Annotated in this window: 15 protein-coding genes and 1 pseudogene; 9 read left to right on the top strand and 7 right to left on the bottom strand. The window is 67.7% G+C overall.

The window, feature by feature from the left end:
- Positions 1–213 (bottom strand): WapI family immunity protein (locus tag ACZ5Y0_RS36595; protein WP_469132949.1); only part of this gene is annotated, 213 nt, incomplete at its 3' end.
- A gap of 9 nt (positions 214–222) precedes the next feature.
- Between ACZ5Y0_RS36595 and ACZ5Y0_RS36590 the strand changes: the two genes are divergently transcribed.
- The 5 genes from ACZ5Y0_RS36590 (at position 223) to ACZ5Y0_RS36570 (ending at position 4,441) form a co-directional block, all read left to right on the top strand.
- Positions 223–1,152 (top strand): hypothetical protein, encoded by a 930-nt coding sequence (locus ACZ5Y0_RS36590; protein WP_469132948.1) that lies wholly within the window; start codon positions 223–225, stop codon positions 1,150–1,152.
- Positions 1,149–1,553, top strand: a complete 405-nt coding sequence (locus tag ACZ5Y0_RS36585; RefSeq protein ID WP_469132947.1) for a hypothetical protein — start codon at positions 1,149–1,151, stop codon at positions 1,551–1,553. Before ACZ5Y0_RS36590 ends, ACZ5Y0_RS36585 begins: the two co-directional genes overlap by 4 nt.
- Before the next feature lie 567 nt (positions 1,554–2,120).
- Entirely contained in the window at positions 2,121–2,660 is a 540-nt protein-coding gene (locus ACZ5Y0_RS36580; protein WP_469132946.1) for an ArsR/SmtB family transcription factor, read from the top strand.
- Between the two features lie 17 nt (positions 2,661–2,677).
- Positions 2,678–3,952: an MFS transporter gene (locus ACZ5Y0_RS36575; RefSeq protein WP_469132951.1), complete on the top strand. Its 1,275-nt coding sequence runs from the start codon at positions 2,678–2,680 to the stop codon at positions 3,950–3,952.
- Between the two features lie 243 nt (positions 3,953–4,195).
- Positions 4,196–4,441, top strand: coding sequence for a hypothetical protein (locus tag ACZ5Y0_RS36570; protein ID WP_469132945.1), 246 nt, complete (start codon positions 4,196–4,198; stop codon positions 4,439–4,441).
- A gap of 118 nt (positions 4,442–4,559) precedes the next feature.
- On the opposite strand, the gene ACZ5Y0_RS36565 is transcribed toward ACZ5Y0_RS36570, so the two are convergent.
- The 5 genes and pseudogenes from ACZ5Y0_RS36565 to ACZ5Y0_RS36545 form a co-directional block, all read right to left on the bottom strand.
- Entirely contained in the window at positions 4,560–5,042 is a 483-nt protein-coding gene (locus ACZ5Y0_RS36565) for a DUF4158 domain-containing protein (protein WP_469132950.1), read from the bottom strand.
- Positions 5,043–5,100: 58 nt separating this feature from the next.
- Positions 5,101–5,343: pseudogene (locus ACZ5Y0_RS36560) on the bottom strand (transposase family protein); the annotation flags it as partial.
- 49 nt (positions 5,344–5,392) lie between these two features.
- Positions 5,393–5,752 carry a hypothetical protein gene (locus tag ACZ5Y0_RS36555; protein ID WP_469132944.1) on the bottom strand — a complete coding sequence of 120 codons (360 nt, stop codon included), beginning with the start codon at positions 5,750–5,752 and terminating at the stop codon, positions 5,393–5,395.
- 601 nt (positions 5,753–6,353) lie between these two features.
- Positions 6,354–6,542: a hypothetical protein gene (locus tag ACZ5Y0_RS36550; protein ID WP_469132943.1), complete on the bottom strand. Its 189-nt coding sequence runs from the start codon at positions 6,540–6,542 to the stop codon at positions 6,354–6,356.
- Between the two features lie 56 nt (positions 6,543–6,598).
- The gene (locus ACZ5Y0_RS36545) at positions 6,599–6,994 is read right to left on the bottom strand and encodes a hypothetical protein (protein WP_469132942.1); all 396 of its coding nucleotides are present in this window, start codon (positions 6,992–6,994) and stop codon (positions 6,599–6,601) included.
- A 618-nt stretch (positions 6,995–7,612) separates the two neighbouring features.
- Here ACZ5Y0_RS36545 and ACZ5Y0_RS36540 point away from each other — a divergent pair.
- Genes ACZ5Y0_RS36540 through ACZ5Y0_RS36530 form a run of 3 tightly spaced genes read left to right on the top strand, consistent with a single transcriptional unit; the run spans position 7,613 to position 9,325 of the window.
- The gene (locus ACZ5Y0_RS36540; protein ID WP_469132941.1) at positions 7,613–8,179 is read left to right on the top strand and encodes a transposase; all 567 of its coding nucleotides are present in this window, start codon (positions 7,613–7,615) and stop codon (positions 8,177–8,179) included.
- The gene (locus ACZ5Y0_RS36535; protein WP_469132940.1) at positions 8,119–8,967 is read left to right on the top strand and encodes a hypothetical protein; all 849 of its coding nucleotides are present in this window, start codon (positions 8,119–8,121) and stop codon (positions 8,965–8,967) included. The genes ACZ5Y0_RS36540 and ACZ5Y0_RS36535 overlap by 61 nt, the downstream gene beginning before the upstream one ends.
- A gap of 13 nt (positions 8,968–8,980) precedes the next feature.
- Complete coding sequence (locus ACZ5Y0_RS36530; RefSeq protein ID WP_469132939.1) at positions 8,981–9,325, top strand: hypothetical protein; 345 nt, start codon at positions 8,981–8,983, stop codon at positions 9,323–9,325.
- A gap of 55 nt (positions 9,326–9,380) precedes the next feature.
- Here the strand turns inward: ACZ5Y0_RS36530 and ACZ5Y0_RS36525 are convergent, their stop codons facing one another.
- On the bottom strand, positions 9,381–9,941 hold the full coding sequence (locus ACZ5Y0_RS36525) for a helicase associated domain-containing protein (RefSeq protein WP_469132938.1): 561 nt from the start codon (positions 9,939–9,941) through the stop codon (positions 9,381–9,383).
- A 719-nt stretch (positions 9,942–10,660) separates the two neighbouring features.
- Between ACZ5Y0_RS36525 and ACZ5Y0_RS36520 the strand changes: the two genes are divergently transcribed.
- Positions 10,661–13,696 (top strand): RHS repeat domain-containing protein, encoded by a 3,036-nt coding sequence (locus tag ACZ5Y0_RS36520; RefSeq protein ID WP_469132937.1) that lies wholly within the window; start codon positions 10,661–10,663, stop codon positions 13,694–13,696.
- The last annotated feature ends 102 nt before the right edge of the window (positions 13,697–13,798 follow it).

The raw sequence follows: 13,798 nt of genomic DNA, 5'->3' as shown, positions 1-13,798 counted from the left end.
CGTCCCTGCGGCCACAGCGCGCAGCCACGCGGACACCTGGCGGGCCTCATCGGTGAGCAGACACGGATCGGCGAAGGACCAGCTTCCCTCAGGAGTCATCACTGTGCCGTCAATGACCAGCCAGTTGTCGTCGTACGAGTCGCCCCGAACGGTGGCAAACTGATAACGCGCTGGGCGGAGGTCGACACTGCTGGAGCGGTCGTTCAGGAGCACGGGGCCAGGATGGCATGCACCGGCCAGCAGGACGAACTGTGTTTCCCAGCCCAGGCGCACGGTCCGGAGCGCTGCTCCGGACTCCGTTTCGGAGACAACCCCGACCTCTGGCAGACGATCTTCTCGATGGGCTCCCGCCCACGATCAGCACGAGTACCCCGGAACACGGTCACACCAGCCCCGCTGACCAGGGACTTTCAGGTTGGCGGGGGTTCACTGGACGCCATCCGCACAAGCGGCCAGCTGTACGCCTCCTCCGGCTGCCTGCTCGCCGCCCTGTACTGCGCGCCGCTGACCCCGACCCCGGCCGGGTTACGTCCCCACAATCTCGGCGCCTACCTGCTGCAGACCAAGCCGCACACCCGCACCCTGGTCATCGAGATCACCCCCACCAGCCCGGCCCCGGCGAAGGGCCTCGACTACCTCCGGCTCGGCCGGATCCACCTGCGCACCTACCTGGAGCACCGCACCCTGCTCACCAGCTCCGAGGACGCACAGCTACGAGGCCGGGCACTGCAGCAGATCCGCGCCACCGCCCCATTCCTGGACACGCTGCTGGCCAACGCCACCGGCCACCGGACGCAGCCAGGGATGTTCGTGGATCAGCTCGCCACCGCCGTCCCGAACCTTCCCTTCCTCGGCTACCTGTACTTCGAGGTGCTGTCGGAGTACCTGATGCTGCACTCCACCAGCTCGCAGACCAAGACGAACGCGGCCATCGGCGAGATGAACAACCACCTCTACAAGCGTCTGGCGTTCACCGCGGTGGATGGCATGGACAAGCTGTTCGACCTGTCCCGATTCCGCCCGGACCATCAGCGCCTGTGCGACCTGATCACCGGCATCGAGCCCGCGCTGGCTCCCGAAGCCGCGCAGTACACCAGGGACGTCTCTCGCACCCGTTCGCCGGCCTGGCCCTGGATCCCGGCGAAGACGTGACCTCCTACACCTTCCGCGAGCAGGACTTCGACGGCCTCCTCCAGACCGCGCCTTCACTGCTGGGGCAGGCCATCTTTCGCCAGACGCGGACCCTCGCACGGTATCCGCAGCTCTATCTCGCCTTCGAGCAGGCCAAAGCCCTGCAGGCGTGGAACTACTGGAACGGCGAAGGGATCGCGGCCCCCTTCAACGGATTTCTCCCCAAAGGAGAGATCGGCGTCAACCCCGCCTATCCGTCAGCGGGTTGCACGGTGTGGTCGGCGGACACCTGCGAACGGGGCCTGCTCCACCCGGTCGACCGGCTCGACGTCACGTTCATGCCCCGGCTGGCGGACCTGTCCATGACCGCGATGCGCCGCGACAACACCGGCAGAGCCGCCGGGCACCCGGTCACCGCTTGAAGACAGTTCGTCTTCCCCACCACCGTGAGGGCCCGTCACTCCCAGTCCGTTGGGACCCCGAGCCCTCACCCTGCCGCAGGGTCACGTTCCCGCTGCCACAGGGCACGCTCAACCCGCCCGGACCTCATTGAGCATGACCCGCATCAGCCCGCACGCAGCCCCCGTCATGCACGGGGGAATCGCTGCACGCCCCCAGCCGCAGCACGCACCAAGTCAGCCAACCGCGTCACCACACAGCACTCCAGCCCATGTGGCGTCAGCCGCGCGGCAGAGAGTGACGATCAAGTCCTCTCGGTTCCGGGGCTAACCCGATTGGCCTTGTTCACGAGAACCACAGCAGATGGTCACCCACTTCGGGAGGCACGACTGCCAGCGGTCGTTCGATTTCTCACCGAGGCATGTTGAGGAACGGAAGTGCCGCTGAGATTGATCTCGGTTTGATCTGCCACACTGCCCGGATCGACAGCGGGTGGGGGGCTTTGACAGAAGATTTCGCGCGCCGGACGGCAGATTCTGGAGCGCTAAATCCCCTTGCTCAATGGTCAAGGATCGTTGACCATTGCTCGCATGCCTACCGATGGTCTTCCCGAGACGTTTCACGTCACCACGGACGAGCAGCTGCGCGCCGTCTCCAATCTCACGCGCCACCGGATCATGGCCGTGCTTCGCTTCGAGCCGGCGACGATTACGCAGATCGCCGAGCGGGTGGGCCTTGCGAAGGGGAGCTCCAGCTATCACGTGCGGCTGCTGGAGCGGGCCGGCCTGGTGAAGGTGGTACGGACGCGGAAGGTGCGGGGTGTCACCGAGCGGTACTACGCGATGGCCGCCCGGTCGATCGTGCTGCCGGATCCGGGCGAGGGAGGGCCGGATGTGCTGATGCGGCATGCGGTGGCGGACCTGGAGGCGTCGCCGGTGGAGGGCGAGCGGCACGTACGGATGGCGCATCTACGGCTCACCCAGGAGCAGTTCGCGGAGCTGGGGGCGCGGCTGCAGGCACTGGCGGACGAGTACCGGGAGCTGTCCGACCCGTCGCTGCCGGACGCGTCACTCGTCTTCGCACTGTTCCACCCGGCACCGCGCGAGCAGGCCAAGGAGGGCGCCAAGTGACCTCATGTGTTCGGAAGTTGCCGGCGGGGTTCGGACGGCTGTGGACCGCGCAGACGGTGTCCTCGCTCGGCGACGGGGTGTCGCATGCTGCGCTGCCGCTGCTCGCGTTAACGTTGACGCGGGATCCGATGGCGCTTGCCGTCGTCACGGCCGCCGGGACGCTGCCCTGGTTGCTCTTCGGGGTGCTCGGCGGTGCGCTGGTGGACCGCTGGGACCGCCGGCGCACGATGTGGGGCATGGACGCGGCGCGTGCGGTGCTGCTCGCGATACCGGCGGCAGCGGTCATGCTCGACGTGCTGAGCATTGCGCTGCTCGCGGCCATCGCCTTCCTGCTCGGCCTCGGCGGACTCTTCTTCGACACGGCCGCCACGGCCTATCTGCCGGATCTGATCGGCCGCGAACCTGCACTCCTGGAGCGCGCCAACTCCCGCCTGCGCGGCGCCCAGACCGCCATGTCCGGTTTCGCGGGGCCGCCTGCGGGCAGTGCGCTGCTCGCGCTGGGGCGGGCGGTTCCGCTGCTCGCCGACGCGGTGTCGTTCCTGCTCTCCGCACTGCTCGTACGGTCGCTCCCCGCCATGCCCCGGCCCGTGCCGGAGGTCCGCGAGTCGCTGCTTCGGCAGGCGCGGGCCGGGGCCTCGTACGTCTTCAGGGACCGGTTGCTGCTCGGGCTCGCGCTGCGCCCGGCGGTCGGGAACGTTGCCTTCCTCGCTGTGGAGACCGTACTGGCCCTCTTCGCGCACGACCGTCTCGGCATCGACACCTACGGCTTTGGCCTGCTCCTCACGGCGGAGGCCACCGGCGGTTTGCTCGGTGCAGGCATCGCCTCCTACCTTGGCCGACGACTCGGCACCGGCACAGCGCTGACCTGCACGGCCGCAGTCGAAGGGCTTGCCATCCTAGGCCTTGCCGCTGCCCCGAACCCGTATGTGGCAGGGTTGGCGCTTGCCGTCTGCGGGGCCGGCATGGGCGCCACGATGGTGCTCGGGCCCTCCCTCCGGCAGGCGATCGTCCCGGCCCACCTCATGGGCCGGGTCGCCTCCACCTCCCGCATGCTGGCCATGTGCGCCGCCCCCATGGGGGCCTTCCTTGGCGGCTGGCTGGCCACCGCCTACGACATCCGCACCCCGCTCTACGCCGCCGCCGTCCTCCTCCTGTCGATGACGGCCGTCACAGCATCCATGACCAACAACCGCCGAGTCGAAGCGGCGCTGCGTGCTACCGACCCGGCCGGCGGTCTGGATCACCCGGCATCCAAGGACCCCGCCCAGAAGAGCGCACCTGACATGTTGTGACGCCTGCCGCAAAGCCGTCACAAAGGGGGTTGCAGAAACGGATCAGCCGCGTCCCGCTCACCGTGGCAGAGATCCGGCGACTCCTGGACACTCTCCTGCCTCACTCACGAGCCGACCGCGACCCCGTCACTCATGCACTGAACTGGTCGGCCTGGACAAGACGCCGCCAAGCCGTCGCCCGCCGCTATCACTACCAAAAACACATCTCAGGACACGAACCGTTGCTGAAGTACTAAGACGGGGGTGAGCTTCTACGCCTCCCCGCCTCCGGACATGCCGCCGCTACTCGCCGCCCGGATTCGCCACCACTTCACCACGCTGAAGCTCGCGCGGCTCTACAACCTTCAGACCGGCCCCGAACTGCGCTACCTCAGCCGGATCCTGAGCCGGTTGTTTCCCGAGACGATCACAGATCATTTCCAGGAGCGGGCCGAGGACTGGACGGCCATTGAAGGCCCGAACTGCCCTCTACCGCGTCCTGGCCGATGACGTCTGGTACACGACCGGCGGATACAAGGAAGCCTGCACGTGACGGCGTTCACGCCGACCAGAGCTCCCGGGCGGCCGGCGCTGCGGTCGTCGGCCTGCTTGCCGCCGGGGGGCGCGCTCATCCGTGGACAGGCTGTCGGGTCGTGTGACTGAGCCGGTCCAGCGTGCCGCGACAGAACCGCTTCTCGAAGTCCTTGATCGCCTTGCCCACCAGCCGCCGCACCTGCCCCGGCGTCGGCGGCTCGATGTGGTCGTTGCGGCACCGGGCCACCACGGCCGCTGCGAGCCGGTCACGGGACAGCTCCACCGGGCACAGCTCGGTGGCCAGCCACGCGGCCAGCCGGTCCCGGTCCTCTTCGGTGCTCGCCCGGAACCCGTACGCCGCCCGGATCTCGCCCCGGTGCCTCTGGATCGCCTTGCTCTGCCAGTCGTAGTCCGCCCACGCCTCCGCAGGCACCTTGACCTGCTGGGCCACGTACTCCACCACGGCGGTCGGCACCTCCTGGGCCGACTCGGGGAACCGGGCCTCCACCTCGAAAAACCTCAGCAGCAGCGCGAACCCGAGCCGAGTCGCCCCGGACTTGTGCCGCACCCGCTTCATGTCGTCTTCCAGCAGCGTCCAGACCTCGATCGGGTCCTCCGGCTCCCAGTCCTGCCGCACCCGTACTCCTCGCCCCACGCCCGAACAGCGGCGCGAGCTGGCGCAACGTCAGGTTAGTCCGCCAATACACCGTGACGAGCAGCGTCCGGTCCTCCAGGGACAAGCCCTACGGTCGACCCTTGCGGACCGCGTCCGCACCGTCGCGCCGCAGCGCGGTCACCAGCTTCCCGAAGGCACGCGGGCTCAGCCCGGTGAACGGGACTATCCAAGACGACTCTGACGTCGTGATCACACCAGCCACGCCGGGATCATCGCACCGGCCCGGCGTACCCCCAGCATCCCTCCCCGCCTCAGCGGAACTCGTGGACCACCTGGATCTCGCCGACGATGTGGGCGTTGAAGTCGTCCAACTCCTCAGCCGGAACCCAGAGCTCGAGGATCGTCTGCCCGCCGGCCTGCTGGACGGGATACCGGCTCAAAAACTCCGACTCCACCTCAAAACGAGTGACGTAGCCTGCGCCGTCGTGCTTCACGTTCCAGTCCCGGGCGATCCTGATCGCGTAGTCCTCGTTCAGGACCGGGTAGAAGATCGGCTGCTCAGGCAGCCGGGGCGGCCACGCACGCCAGTTCAGCTCCCGAACCAGATCCAGCTCCTTGGGGCCGGTGGGGCGCCACAGGGTCGTCGTTGCTTGCTGGCTGGTCATGTGCATCGCTCTCTGAATGTAGGCCGCTGGTACGGCGGCGGGTCGAGCAACCGGACGATACCGGCACCGCGAACTGACAAGCTACGCAGTTTCCGCTGCCTGGACAGCTCCGTGACCAGCAGTTACGGAACAGCCCTTAGGGGAAGGCATAACCAAGCCGGCGCGACGCCAGCTGGTGCCGGGAACGCCCGGAGCCATCAGTGCGGGCGGCTCCCCACCCGACCGACCTGCCATCAGGTAGCCAGCTCGCCAACGCGCGGAGGAGCACTGGAGAGGACGTACTCGTCCCGCCGACGGCGTCTGCGAGCGGCGGCTCACCTCCGCTCGCGTGGAGAGGACGCCGAGACGCGGCATGTGCCCCACACGCTGATCGGCTCACCTCCGCTCGCGCGGAGAGGACGGTGTCGTCTCCAGCCCCGGCGTCACGGTGGCGGTCCTCCCCGCCGACGCGGGGGCGCTGCTCGTCGTCACGTCGGAGCACCCCGCGTCGGCGGGGAGGACAGGGTCGGCCGCTCCCTGGCGAGGTCGGCCCCGAACACGCGCGTGGTGAGGTGGCCGGGTCTGATGATCTGCGACTCCATGCCCATCATGAGGCGCTGGTCGACAGTCAGCCTTCCTGCTCTTCGAGATGTTCTCTTTTGGCCCGCGGTACCTGCAAGTGCTGAACGCGTGCCTGCCAACCGCAACTGCAGTTCAGCTTCACTGTGCCTGACGGGATGATGTTCCTCGATCCGTCAGCGTCGATGGGCAGTTCCATCCACTCGATCGTTTCTGTGACTCGATGGCTGCTGGGCATGCGGCAAGGGTATGGACAGAGCGGGCTGCTGCCTACCTACAGGGCTCGCTCATGCCTCACAAGGCGCTGGACGACCCGGAGCCCGGCACCAATGTGCTGTCGACTAGCTTGACCAGCAGCGCCAGACGCTGCGACACCCGTGCCGGCGTTTTCCCCAGTCTTCTGGCTACCTCGCCCTGCGACCCGTGGACCTTCACCAGCTCCTGGATTGCCTTCGCCTGATCCATCGGCGGGACGTCCACCCGATGGCTGTTCGCGATCAGCGCGGACTCCAAGATGTCCGCAGCGGAAGCGGCGAGGCCGTCGTTGACGTCGATCCGCAGCTCTGTGAGGTCAGCGAGAGCAGCGGCGGCCAGGCGCCGGTTGCCGTCGATGACCGCTCTGCCGCCCAGCCGGGCGTCAGGTGGGGGCCGGTGGTCGGGGTCGTGAGCATCGGTTCCGGCAGGTGCCATGTCACCGAAGATCTTCTTCCACGGGGTGTCCCCGCTGTTCGGGTACACCCCGCGCCAGCAGGCCCGCCACGGGCAGCTGGATCAGCCCGAGTCAGCCTTGTTCAGCTGGCGGGCTCGTCGGTCGGGTGGCCGCCGGCTCCGAGGGTGCGGCGCTGGCCGGGGGAGGTGGGTGGCTGGCTGCCGAGGACGCCGCGGTCCCGTAGCCAAGCCGACCGTCTACCTGGATGGCAGTGCGTATTTGTCCGTCCCAGCGATCACGAGAAGCGACGCGACTGCCGTCGTCCCGATCTCGTCGAGAAGTCAGTCGATCGGGTGACTGCGGCGGCTGCCGTGCATGAGAGCAGAGCCTCTTGGTAGCTCGAAGGGTGTCGAATCCAACGTGCGGTCCAGGAGACCCTGTTGTCGCATTTCTACGGCAACGCGGGAGTGGGGTCCACTTCAGCCACTCATGTGACTGTCTGGCTCACAGGTTCGTAACGCCGCAGACCACCGGGCGCGCGAGCGTCGGTATCCCACCGACATGTCGGACGCCGAGTGGGCGGTGGTCCGGCCACTGCTGCCGGTGCCGGGCTGGCTGCGGGGCCGGACGGGCAACCGGAGGCTTATTGCCACCGCGCGATGCTGGACGCGATCCGCTACCTGGTCGACAACGGCACGAAGTGGCGGGCCATGCCTGCCGACTTGCCACCGTGGGACCGGGTCTACGCGTTCTTCCGGCGCTGGCGCAACCACGATCTGGTCCGCGAGTTCCACGACCGGCTCCGCCGCCTGGTCCGCGAGCGGGCCGGGCGGGACTCGGAGCCGGGCGCGGGCCTGATCGACTCGCAGTCGGTCAAAGCGGACGCGGTCGTTGGCTCTGACAGTCGCGGCTTCGACGGCGGCAAGCTGATCAACGGGCTCAAGCGGCACGTCGTGGTCGACACCCTTGGCCTGCTGCTCGCGGTGATGGTCACCGCAGCGGATGTGGGCGACCGCGCCGCGGCCCAGGTCCTGTCACCCAGGTCACTGCCGCGCACCACCTGCTGGCCCTGGTCTGGGCCGACGGCGGATACACCGGCAGCCTCGTCGAGTACTGCCTCGCGGCCCTCGCCCTGGTCCTCGCCATCGTCAAACGCAGCGACGACATGCGCGGCTTCGTCGTGCTGCCCAAGCGTTGTATCGTCGAGCGGTTCTTCGCCCACCTGATGCGAAGTCGCCGTCTCGTGCGCGACTTCGAGCGTTCCATCGCCAGCGCGCAGGCGATGGTCTACTGGTCGATGACGATGCTCATGACCCGCCGCCTCGTTCACCCAAGTCGCTCATTGTCTCTTCACGCCGCCGTCGGCGATACGGTGGGGCGGCTTGGTCAGGTCGCTGTCGGCGGCCTTGGATACGGTGCCTGTGTGAACGGACCGAACACGCCGGCCGGACCTGGCGCCGTGCTGCCCCTGCTGACATCCCACGAAGACGTGGTGGCCTTCTTGGCGGGTGTCGCAGACCTCGATGCGACGGACCCTGCTTCCCATGCGCTGGAGGACGGGGTCCGGCTCGCTTCCGGGGCCCGGCTGGAGCAGTTCGCGCGGGCAGGTTCGGGGGATGCGTTCTGCTTCGTCGGCGAAGGCGGCCAGGAACGCCCGGTGGTGTACGTGAGTCTGGACGGCGAGGCGGGCCCGCTCGCGCTCGGGCTGCCCGAGTTGGTACGGCTGTGTCTCGTGGCGCCGTGGTGGCGCGACGCTCCCGGCCGGACGCCCGAAGAACTATGGGCGATCGCCGGCGAGTACCGGCAGGACCTGCCCGACCTCGACCGCCGACGCGACCGCGCGGCCCGGGCGCTCGGCCTCGATCCGGCCGAACTGCGCTCCGAGAAAGCGATGTTGGCTCGGCTTGTGGAGCTTTCCCGGGGACCGGTGGCCGCGGCATGCCGTGTCCTCGGAAACGATGGCGACCTGCTCGACCCCCTCTTCAATGCCGTTCCCGCCACGGCTGCGGGATGAGGGAGATGACTTCATGGCTGCAGTGACCGCAATGCTTCAGGAACTCCGCGACCTGGTCGCGCTGACCATTGAGGGCGCGGCGGGAAAGTTCGCAGCCCAGGAGTGGACGCCCGGCGGCAGGCCCCGGGACGGGGTGGAGACGTCCTGGCGCGAAGACGGCATCCGGGGATGGACCCAGAAGTTCCGCAGCGGAGCTGTCCGTACCTCATTCGCCGTCTGGATCCGCGACGTCGACGAGTCCGGCTACTTCGACGACATGGACGCCGTCTATGAACAGAGCGAGCAGGAACTGGCCGCATCCCTCTCCGAGATCGACAACTCCGCGCCGCTGTCGGTGTCTTGGATACCGCGCCGGTAGTACAGCAGGGCGTTGGGGAGGACGGCCTCGCCGCCTCCGATGGGGGTGGTGGACCTCAGGGAGGAAGTCCGGCTACTGGCCGCCTCCGGTTGATGTGGCGAGGGCGATGAGCACGAGAAGGCAGGTGGCCAGGGCGATGACGTTTCGGGGCCGCCGGCGGCGCGGGCTGCGATGCGGACGGCTCGGGGGCGGCCTCGACGGCCGACACCGCGTCCGCCCAGTCCATGCCCAGCGCGGCGAGGGCGGCGCCCTGCTCGGAGGTGAGCTTGTCGCGCCTCGACTTGGTGTTCGAGAGCCACACCCCCAGCTTCACCGGCACCGGCTCCGCCCTGCCGTCGACCGCGACCTCAACGACCGCGCCGCGCGGGACGGACCGCTGTCCCTCCTTCTCCCCCCACTGGGCCAGGGCTGCCAGGCCCCGCCGGAACGCCGCCTCAGCCTTGCTCCCGGCCTGCTTCGGCCCCTTGAGGGTGCGGCCAGCGCCGGACGGAGCTCCGCCGGGGCGGCGGCCGTCACGGGGAGGGTGGCGCCCCGCACGCCCACCGCGGAAAGTCGCTCCCGCTGCTCGGGCAGGAGCTGCGCCCAGGTGTCCGGCTCCTGCTGCCGCCAGCGCCACGTTCCGATGTCATCGCCCTCGAAGGTGACGCCCGGCGCGATGCCGGGAAGGTGGCCGTCGGCGTCGACGAGGTCGCGAGCACTCGGTAGTGGCGCTGCCAGTTGAGCGGCCAGGGGGAGTTCCAGTCCGGGTCGATCGAGGTGATGGACGCTGACAGGTGGTGCTCACTTGTTGCTGACATAAGTGACGAAAGGCCACGTCATTCTCGTGCCGACTGTCACCCGTTCCCACTCACGCTCCCACCGCCCACTCCAACCCCAGACCGGCCAGCCGCTCCAGTTGCCCGACGGTGAGCTTGTCCCGCCTGGCTTCGCGGCTCCTGGACGCTGGCGGCTAGCTGGCCGTTCGCACGAGGCACCGGGGCTCACCACCTGCTTGTCCTTGTCTCGCCGTCTGCTGAACGACCGGGTGAGCATGACGCACCAGGAGGCGACCAAGGCGCCGAGCAGATTATGGGGTTGCCCCCCTCTGTTGCCTGTGGAATGACGGATGGATGGACGGCACACGAATTGCAGCTTGTGGCAACTCGCTGCCGGCTCCGGGGTCTTGCCGGTGACTGGATAGCCACGTACGGTCACGGGTGCATCTTCTCCGGGTTCGGGGCCGTGACGGGGAAGCCAACTCGTTACTGGGGGTATGACTTGTCCGCCCGAAGTCTGTTTTCTCGTCGTCGTTCTATCGGCGTGGTTGCGGCCACGGTGATGCTGTGTTCTGGGAGTGTGATCGCGGGGTTGCCGGCGCAGGCCGGGACGACCGCTGTGCTCACTGCGCAGCTGACTGGGCCTCGCCCGTCGGCGACCCGGGTTCCCTTCTCGATTTCTGACAAGGTGTCGGCCTCGGTCGATGTCGGCACCGGGAACCTGCTGGTCACCACCTCGGATCTGGCGCTGCCTAGTATCCAGAGCGATCTGCAGCTCGGTATGACCTACAACAGCCTGCGTCTGGCCGCTGGGGCGGCGCTGCCGTCCGGTGCGGCCGGTGAGGGGTGGGCGATGCGGGTCGGCCAGGACACCAAGCTGATCTTGAACACCGACAACTCGGTGCTGTATCTGGCGCCGGAAGGCCGTGAGGGTTTGTTCAAGGCGTTGACATCGACGACCTACACGCCACCGGCGGGGTTCAAGGCCGCGATGGTGAAGACCCCCTCGGGGTGGACGATCACCGACCATGCCAGCAACCTGGTCTCGACGTTCAACTCGTCTGGCACCCTGTCGTCGATCAAGGACCGCAACGGCCAGACCTCCACCTTCACCTACACCTCGGGCAAGCTGTCTCAGATCGTGTCCACCCGCGGTGGTGCGGGCGCGAAGACGGCGAACTTAACCTGGTCGGGCAGCCTGGCCACGATCACGCAAGCCGGTGACGACGGTACGCCGCGCAACGTCGGCTATACCTACACCGGCGGCAAGCTGACCAAGATCACCGACCCGACATCGAAGAGCACCCAGTTCGGGTACGACGCCACCACCGGGGACCTGACCTCGATCACCAACGGCGCGGGCAAGCAAACCACGTTCACTTACGACTCCTCGCACCGGGTCAAGAAGGTCACCCAGGACAACCCGGCGGGCGGGGCCGAGACCACGTTCACCTACTACTCCAGCAACGACACCTACGTCGCAGACCCGAACAGCACCGCTTCCGGCAGCGGCCCGCAGACGTGGTACACGCTGAACTCCAGTGAGCTGGTCACCAAGGTCGTGGACCCGCTGAACCGGGTGAGGTCGAAGACCTACACCCCGTTCGCCGATGTGGCGACCTCGACCAACGGCGCAGGTGGTGTCACCACCTTCGGGCATGACCCGGCCGTCAACGGTGGTGAGTCGCTGACCAGCGTCGCTTCCCCGACCGGGGCGACGTCAACAGCGGCGTACGCGAACTCCGGCGCGGCGAAATACCTGCCGTCGGGCGGCAAGGACGCGAACGGCAGCAATCGGCTGTTCACCTACGATGGCGCCGGCAACCAGCTCACCTCCGCGAACTCCTCGGCCACCGCGACCTCGAAGGCCGTCTACAACCCCGACGGGACGCTGGACACCTCCACGGATCCGCGAGACAACGTCACCGACTACGCGGAGAACACCGACCGCCAAATCACCGGGATCACTCCGCCGACCGGCTCCAGCTTGGCCGCGATCGTGATCGCCTACGACGGGTTCGGGCGGCTGCATGCGGTCCGCGACGGCCGCGGGCTTCGCACCGTGTACGCCTATGACCGCGCCGACCGGATCAAGTCGATCCAGTACTCCGACACCACTCCGGATGTCGCGTTTACCTACGACGGCGCCGGCAACGCCTTGACCCGTACCGACGCCTCCGGCACCACCACGTTCACCTACGACGCGCAGAACCGGATCACCTCCCGTACCGCGACTTCCGGCGGCGGGACCTTGTCATACGGCTACGACCAGACCGGGAACCTGACCAGCCTCACCGACGGACGCGGTACCACCACCTACACCTACGACGCCGCGAACCAGGTCACCGAGATGACGGCTGCGAACGGGCAGAAGACCGGCTTCGGCTACGACAACAACGCCAAACGCACCGACACCTGGTTCAACACCAACGCAGCCAGGACGACGTTCGCGGCGCACACCAAGACCACGTTCGACAAGTCCGGTCGGATCTCGCGGACCTGGACCTCGCGTGCTTCGAACGACGCGACGAAGACGTTCGACACCGGGTTCTGCTACTCCCCGTACGTGTCCGGGCAGACCTGCCCGTCCGCGTCGGCCAGCACCGACACCGGGATGATCCGGTGGTCGACCAACAACCTCAACGGCGCCCTGTCGACCTACAGCTACGACACGTCCAACCGGCTCACCGCCGTGTCGAACTACGGCGGCCGCGACTATGCCTACACCTACGACAAGGCCGGCAACCGGCTCACCGCTAAGGTCGACGGCACCACGACCCAAACCTTGACCTACAACGCCGGCAACCAGATCTCGAATAGCGGCTACAGCCACGACGCTTCCGGCAACCGGACCGCCGACCCGGCCCAGGGGACATTCACCTACAACGCTGCCGGACAGACCGCCACCCGCACCAACGGGTCCAGTTCGAGCACCTACACGTGGGGTGGCAGCGACCAGAACGAGCTCGTCTCCACCGTCACCGGCGCCAACACGACCAGCTATGTCTACGGCCGCAACGATCGCAACGGCGTCCCGATGGTCCAGTCGTTCACCAAGAACGGCCAGACCAGCTACATCGACTACGACCCCACCGGCTCACCCATCGCGCTCCAAGGCGCCGGGGGAACGACCGACTACTACGCCCTCGACAACCAAGGCTCACCGGTCAACCTCATCGATAATGCCGGTGCCACCACGGCCACCTACACCTACGACCCGTCCGGCAAACAACTCGCCGCGACCGGGACGGCGGCCGCGGCCAACCCGCTGCGCTACACCCAAGGCCTGCTCGACGACCAAACCGACTGGATCAAACACGGCGTCCGCTTCCACGACACCACTACCGCCAACTGGACCGCCCAAGACCCTGTGAGCTTCCTGCTGCAGCCCGATGTCGCCAGCAGATATGCCTACGTTGCAGGCAACCCAGTCAACCGGCTGGACCCAACGGGTGAGGACTTCGACCTCCTGGACAGCTGTGAAGCGTCCTTGCTCGGCGCTGGGCTCAGCGCTGCCGGACTAGTAGTCGCGGTCCGCGGCGGCAGTCCGATCGGCAGCGGCCTAGCCGTCGGTGCTCTGTACTTGTCTGTCGACAGCGCAATCGACGAATGTTGAGCCACGCCTAAGAGGTCCTAACAAAGGCGCTGGACGTGTCTGTGGGTGATCAGGCAGACGGCGAGGCCGAGGAAGGCTTCGTGGATGTCATCGCGTCGTTCC

Source organism: Streptomyces sp. NPDC033216, assembly GCF_055577115.1.
Note: the sequence above shows the minus strand (reverse complement) of the source record. Positions and strands in the feature narration are given on the sequence as shown.

What these genes read in the sequence shown, in the direction of transcription:
- ACZ5Y0_RS36550 (WP_469132943.1), bottom strand. Translation starts at nt 6,542, where the DNA reads ATGCCCAGCAGCCATCGAGTCACAGAAACGATCGAGTGGATGGAACTG.
- ACZ5Y0_RS36580 (WP_469132946.1), top strand. Translation starts at nt 2,121, where the DNA reads ATGCCTACCGATGGTCTTCCCGAGACGTTTCACGTCACCACGGACGAG.
- ACZ5Y0_RS36590 (WP_469132948.1), top strand. Translation starts at nt 223, where the DNA reads ATGGCATGCACCGGCCAGCAGGACGAACTGTGTTTCCCAGCCCAGGCG.
- ACZ5Y0_RS36540 (WP_469132941.1), top strand. Translation starts at nt 7,613, where the DNA reads ATGCTGGACGCGATCCGCTACCTGGTCGACAACGGCACGAAGTGGCGG.
- ACZ5Y0_RS36535 (WP_469132940.1), top strand. Translation starts at nt 8,119, where the DNA reads ATGCGCGGCTTCGTCGTGCTGCCCAAGCGTTGTATCGTCGAGCGGTTC.
- ACZ5Y0_RS36530 (WP_469132939.1), top strand. Translation starts at nt 8,981, where the DNA reads ATGGCTGCAGTGACCGCAATGCTTCAGGAACTCCGCGACCTGGTCGCG.
- ACZ5Y0_RS36565 (WP_469132950.1), bottom strand. Translation starts at nt 5,042, where the DNA reads ATGAAGCGGGTGCGGCACAAGTCCGGGGCGACTCGGCTCGGGTTCGCG.
- ACZ5Y0_RS36545 (WP_469132942.1), bottom strand. Translation starts at nt 6,994, where the DNA reads ATGGCACCTGCCGGAACCGATGCTCACGACCCCGACCACCGGCCCCCA.
- ACZ5Y0_RS36555 (WP_469132944.1), bottom strand. Translation starts at nt 5,752, where the DNA reads ATGCACATGACCAGCCAGCAAGCAACGACGACCCTGTGGCGCCCCACC.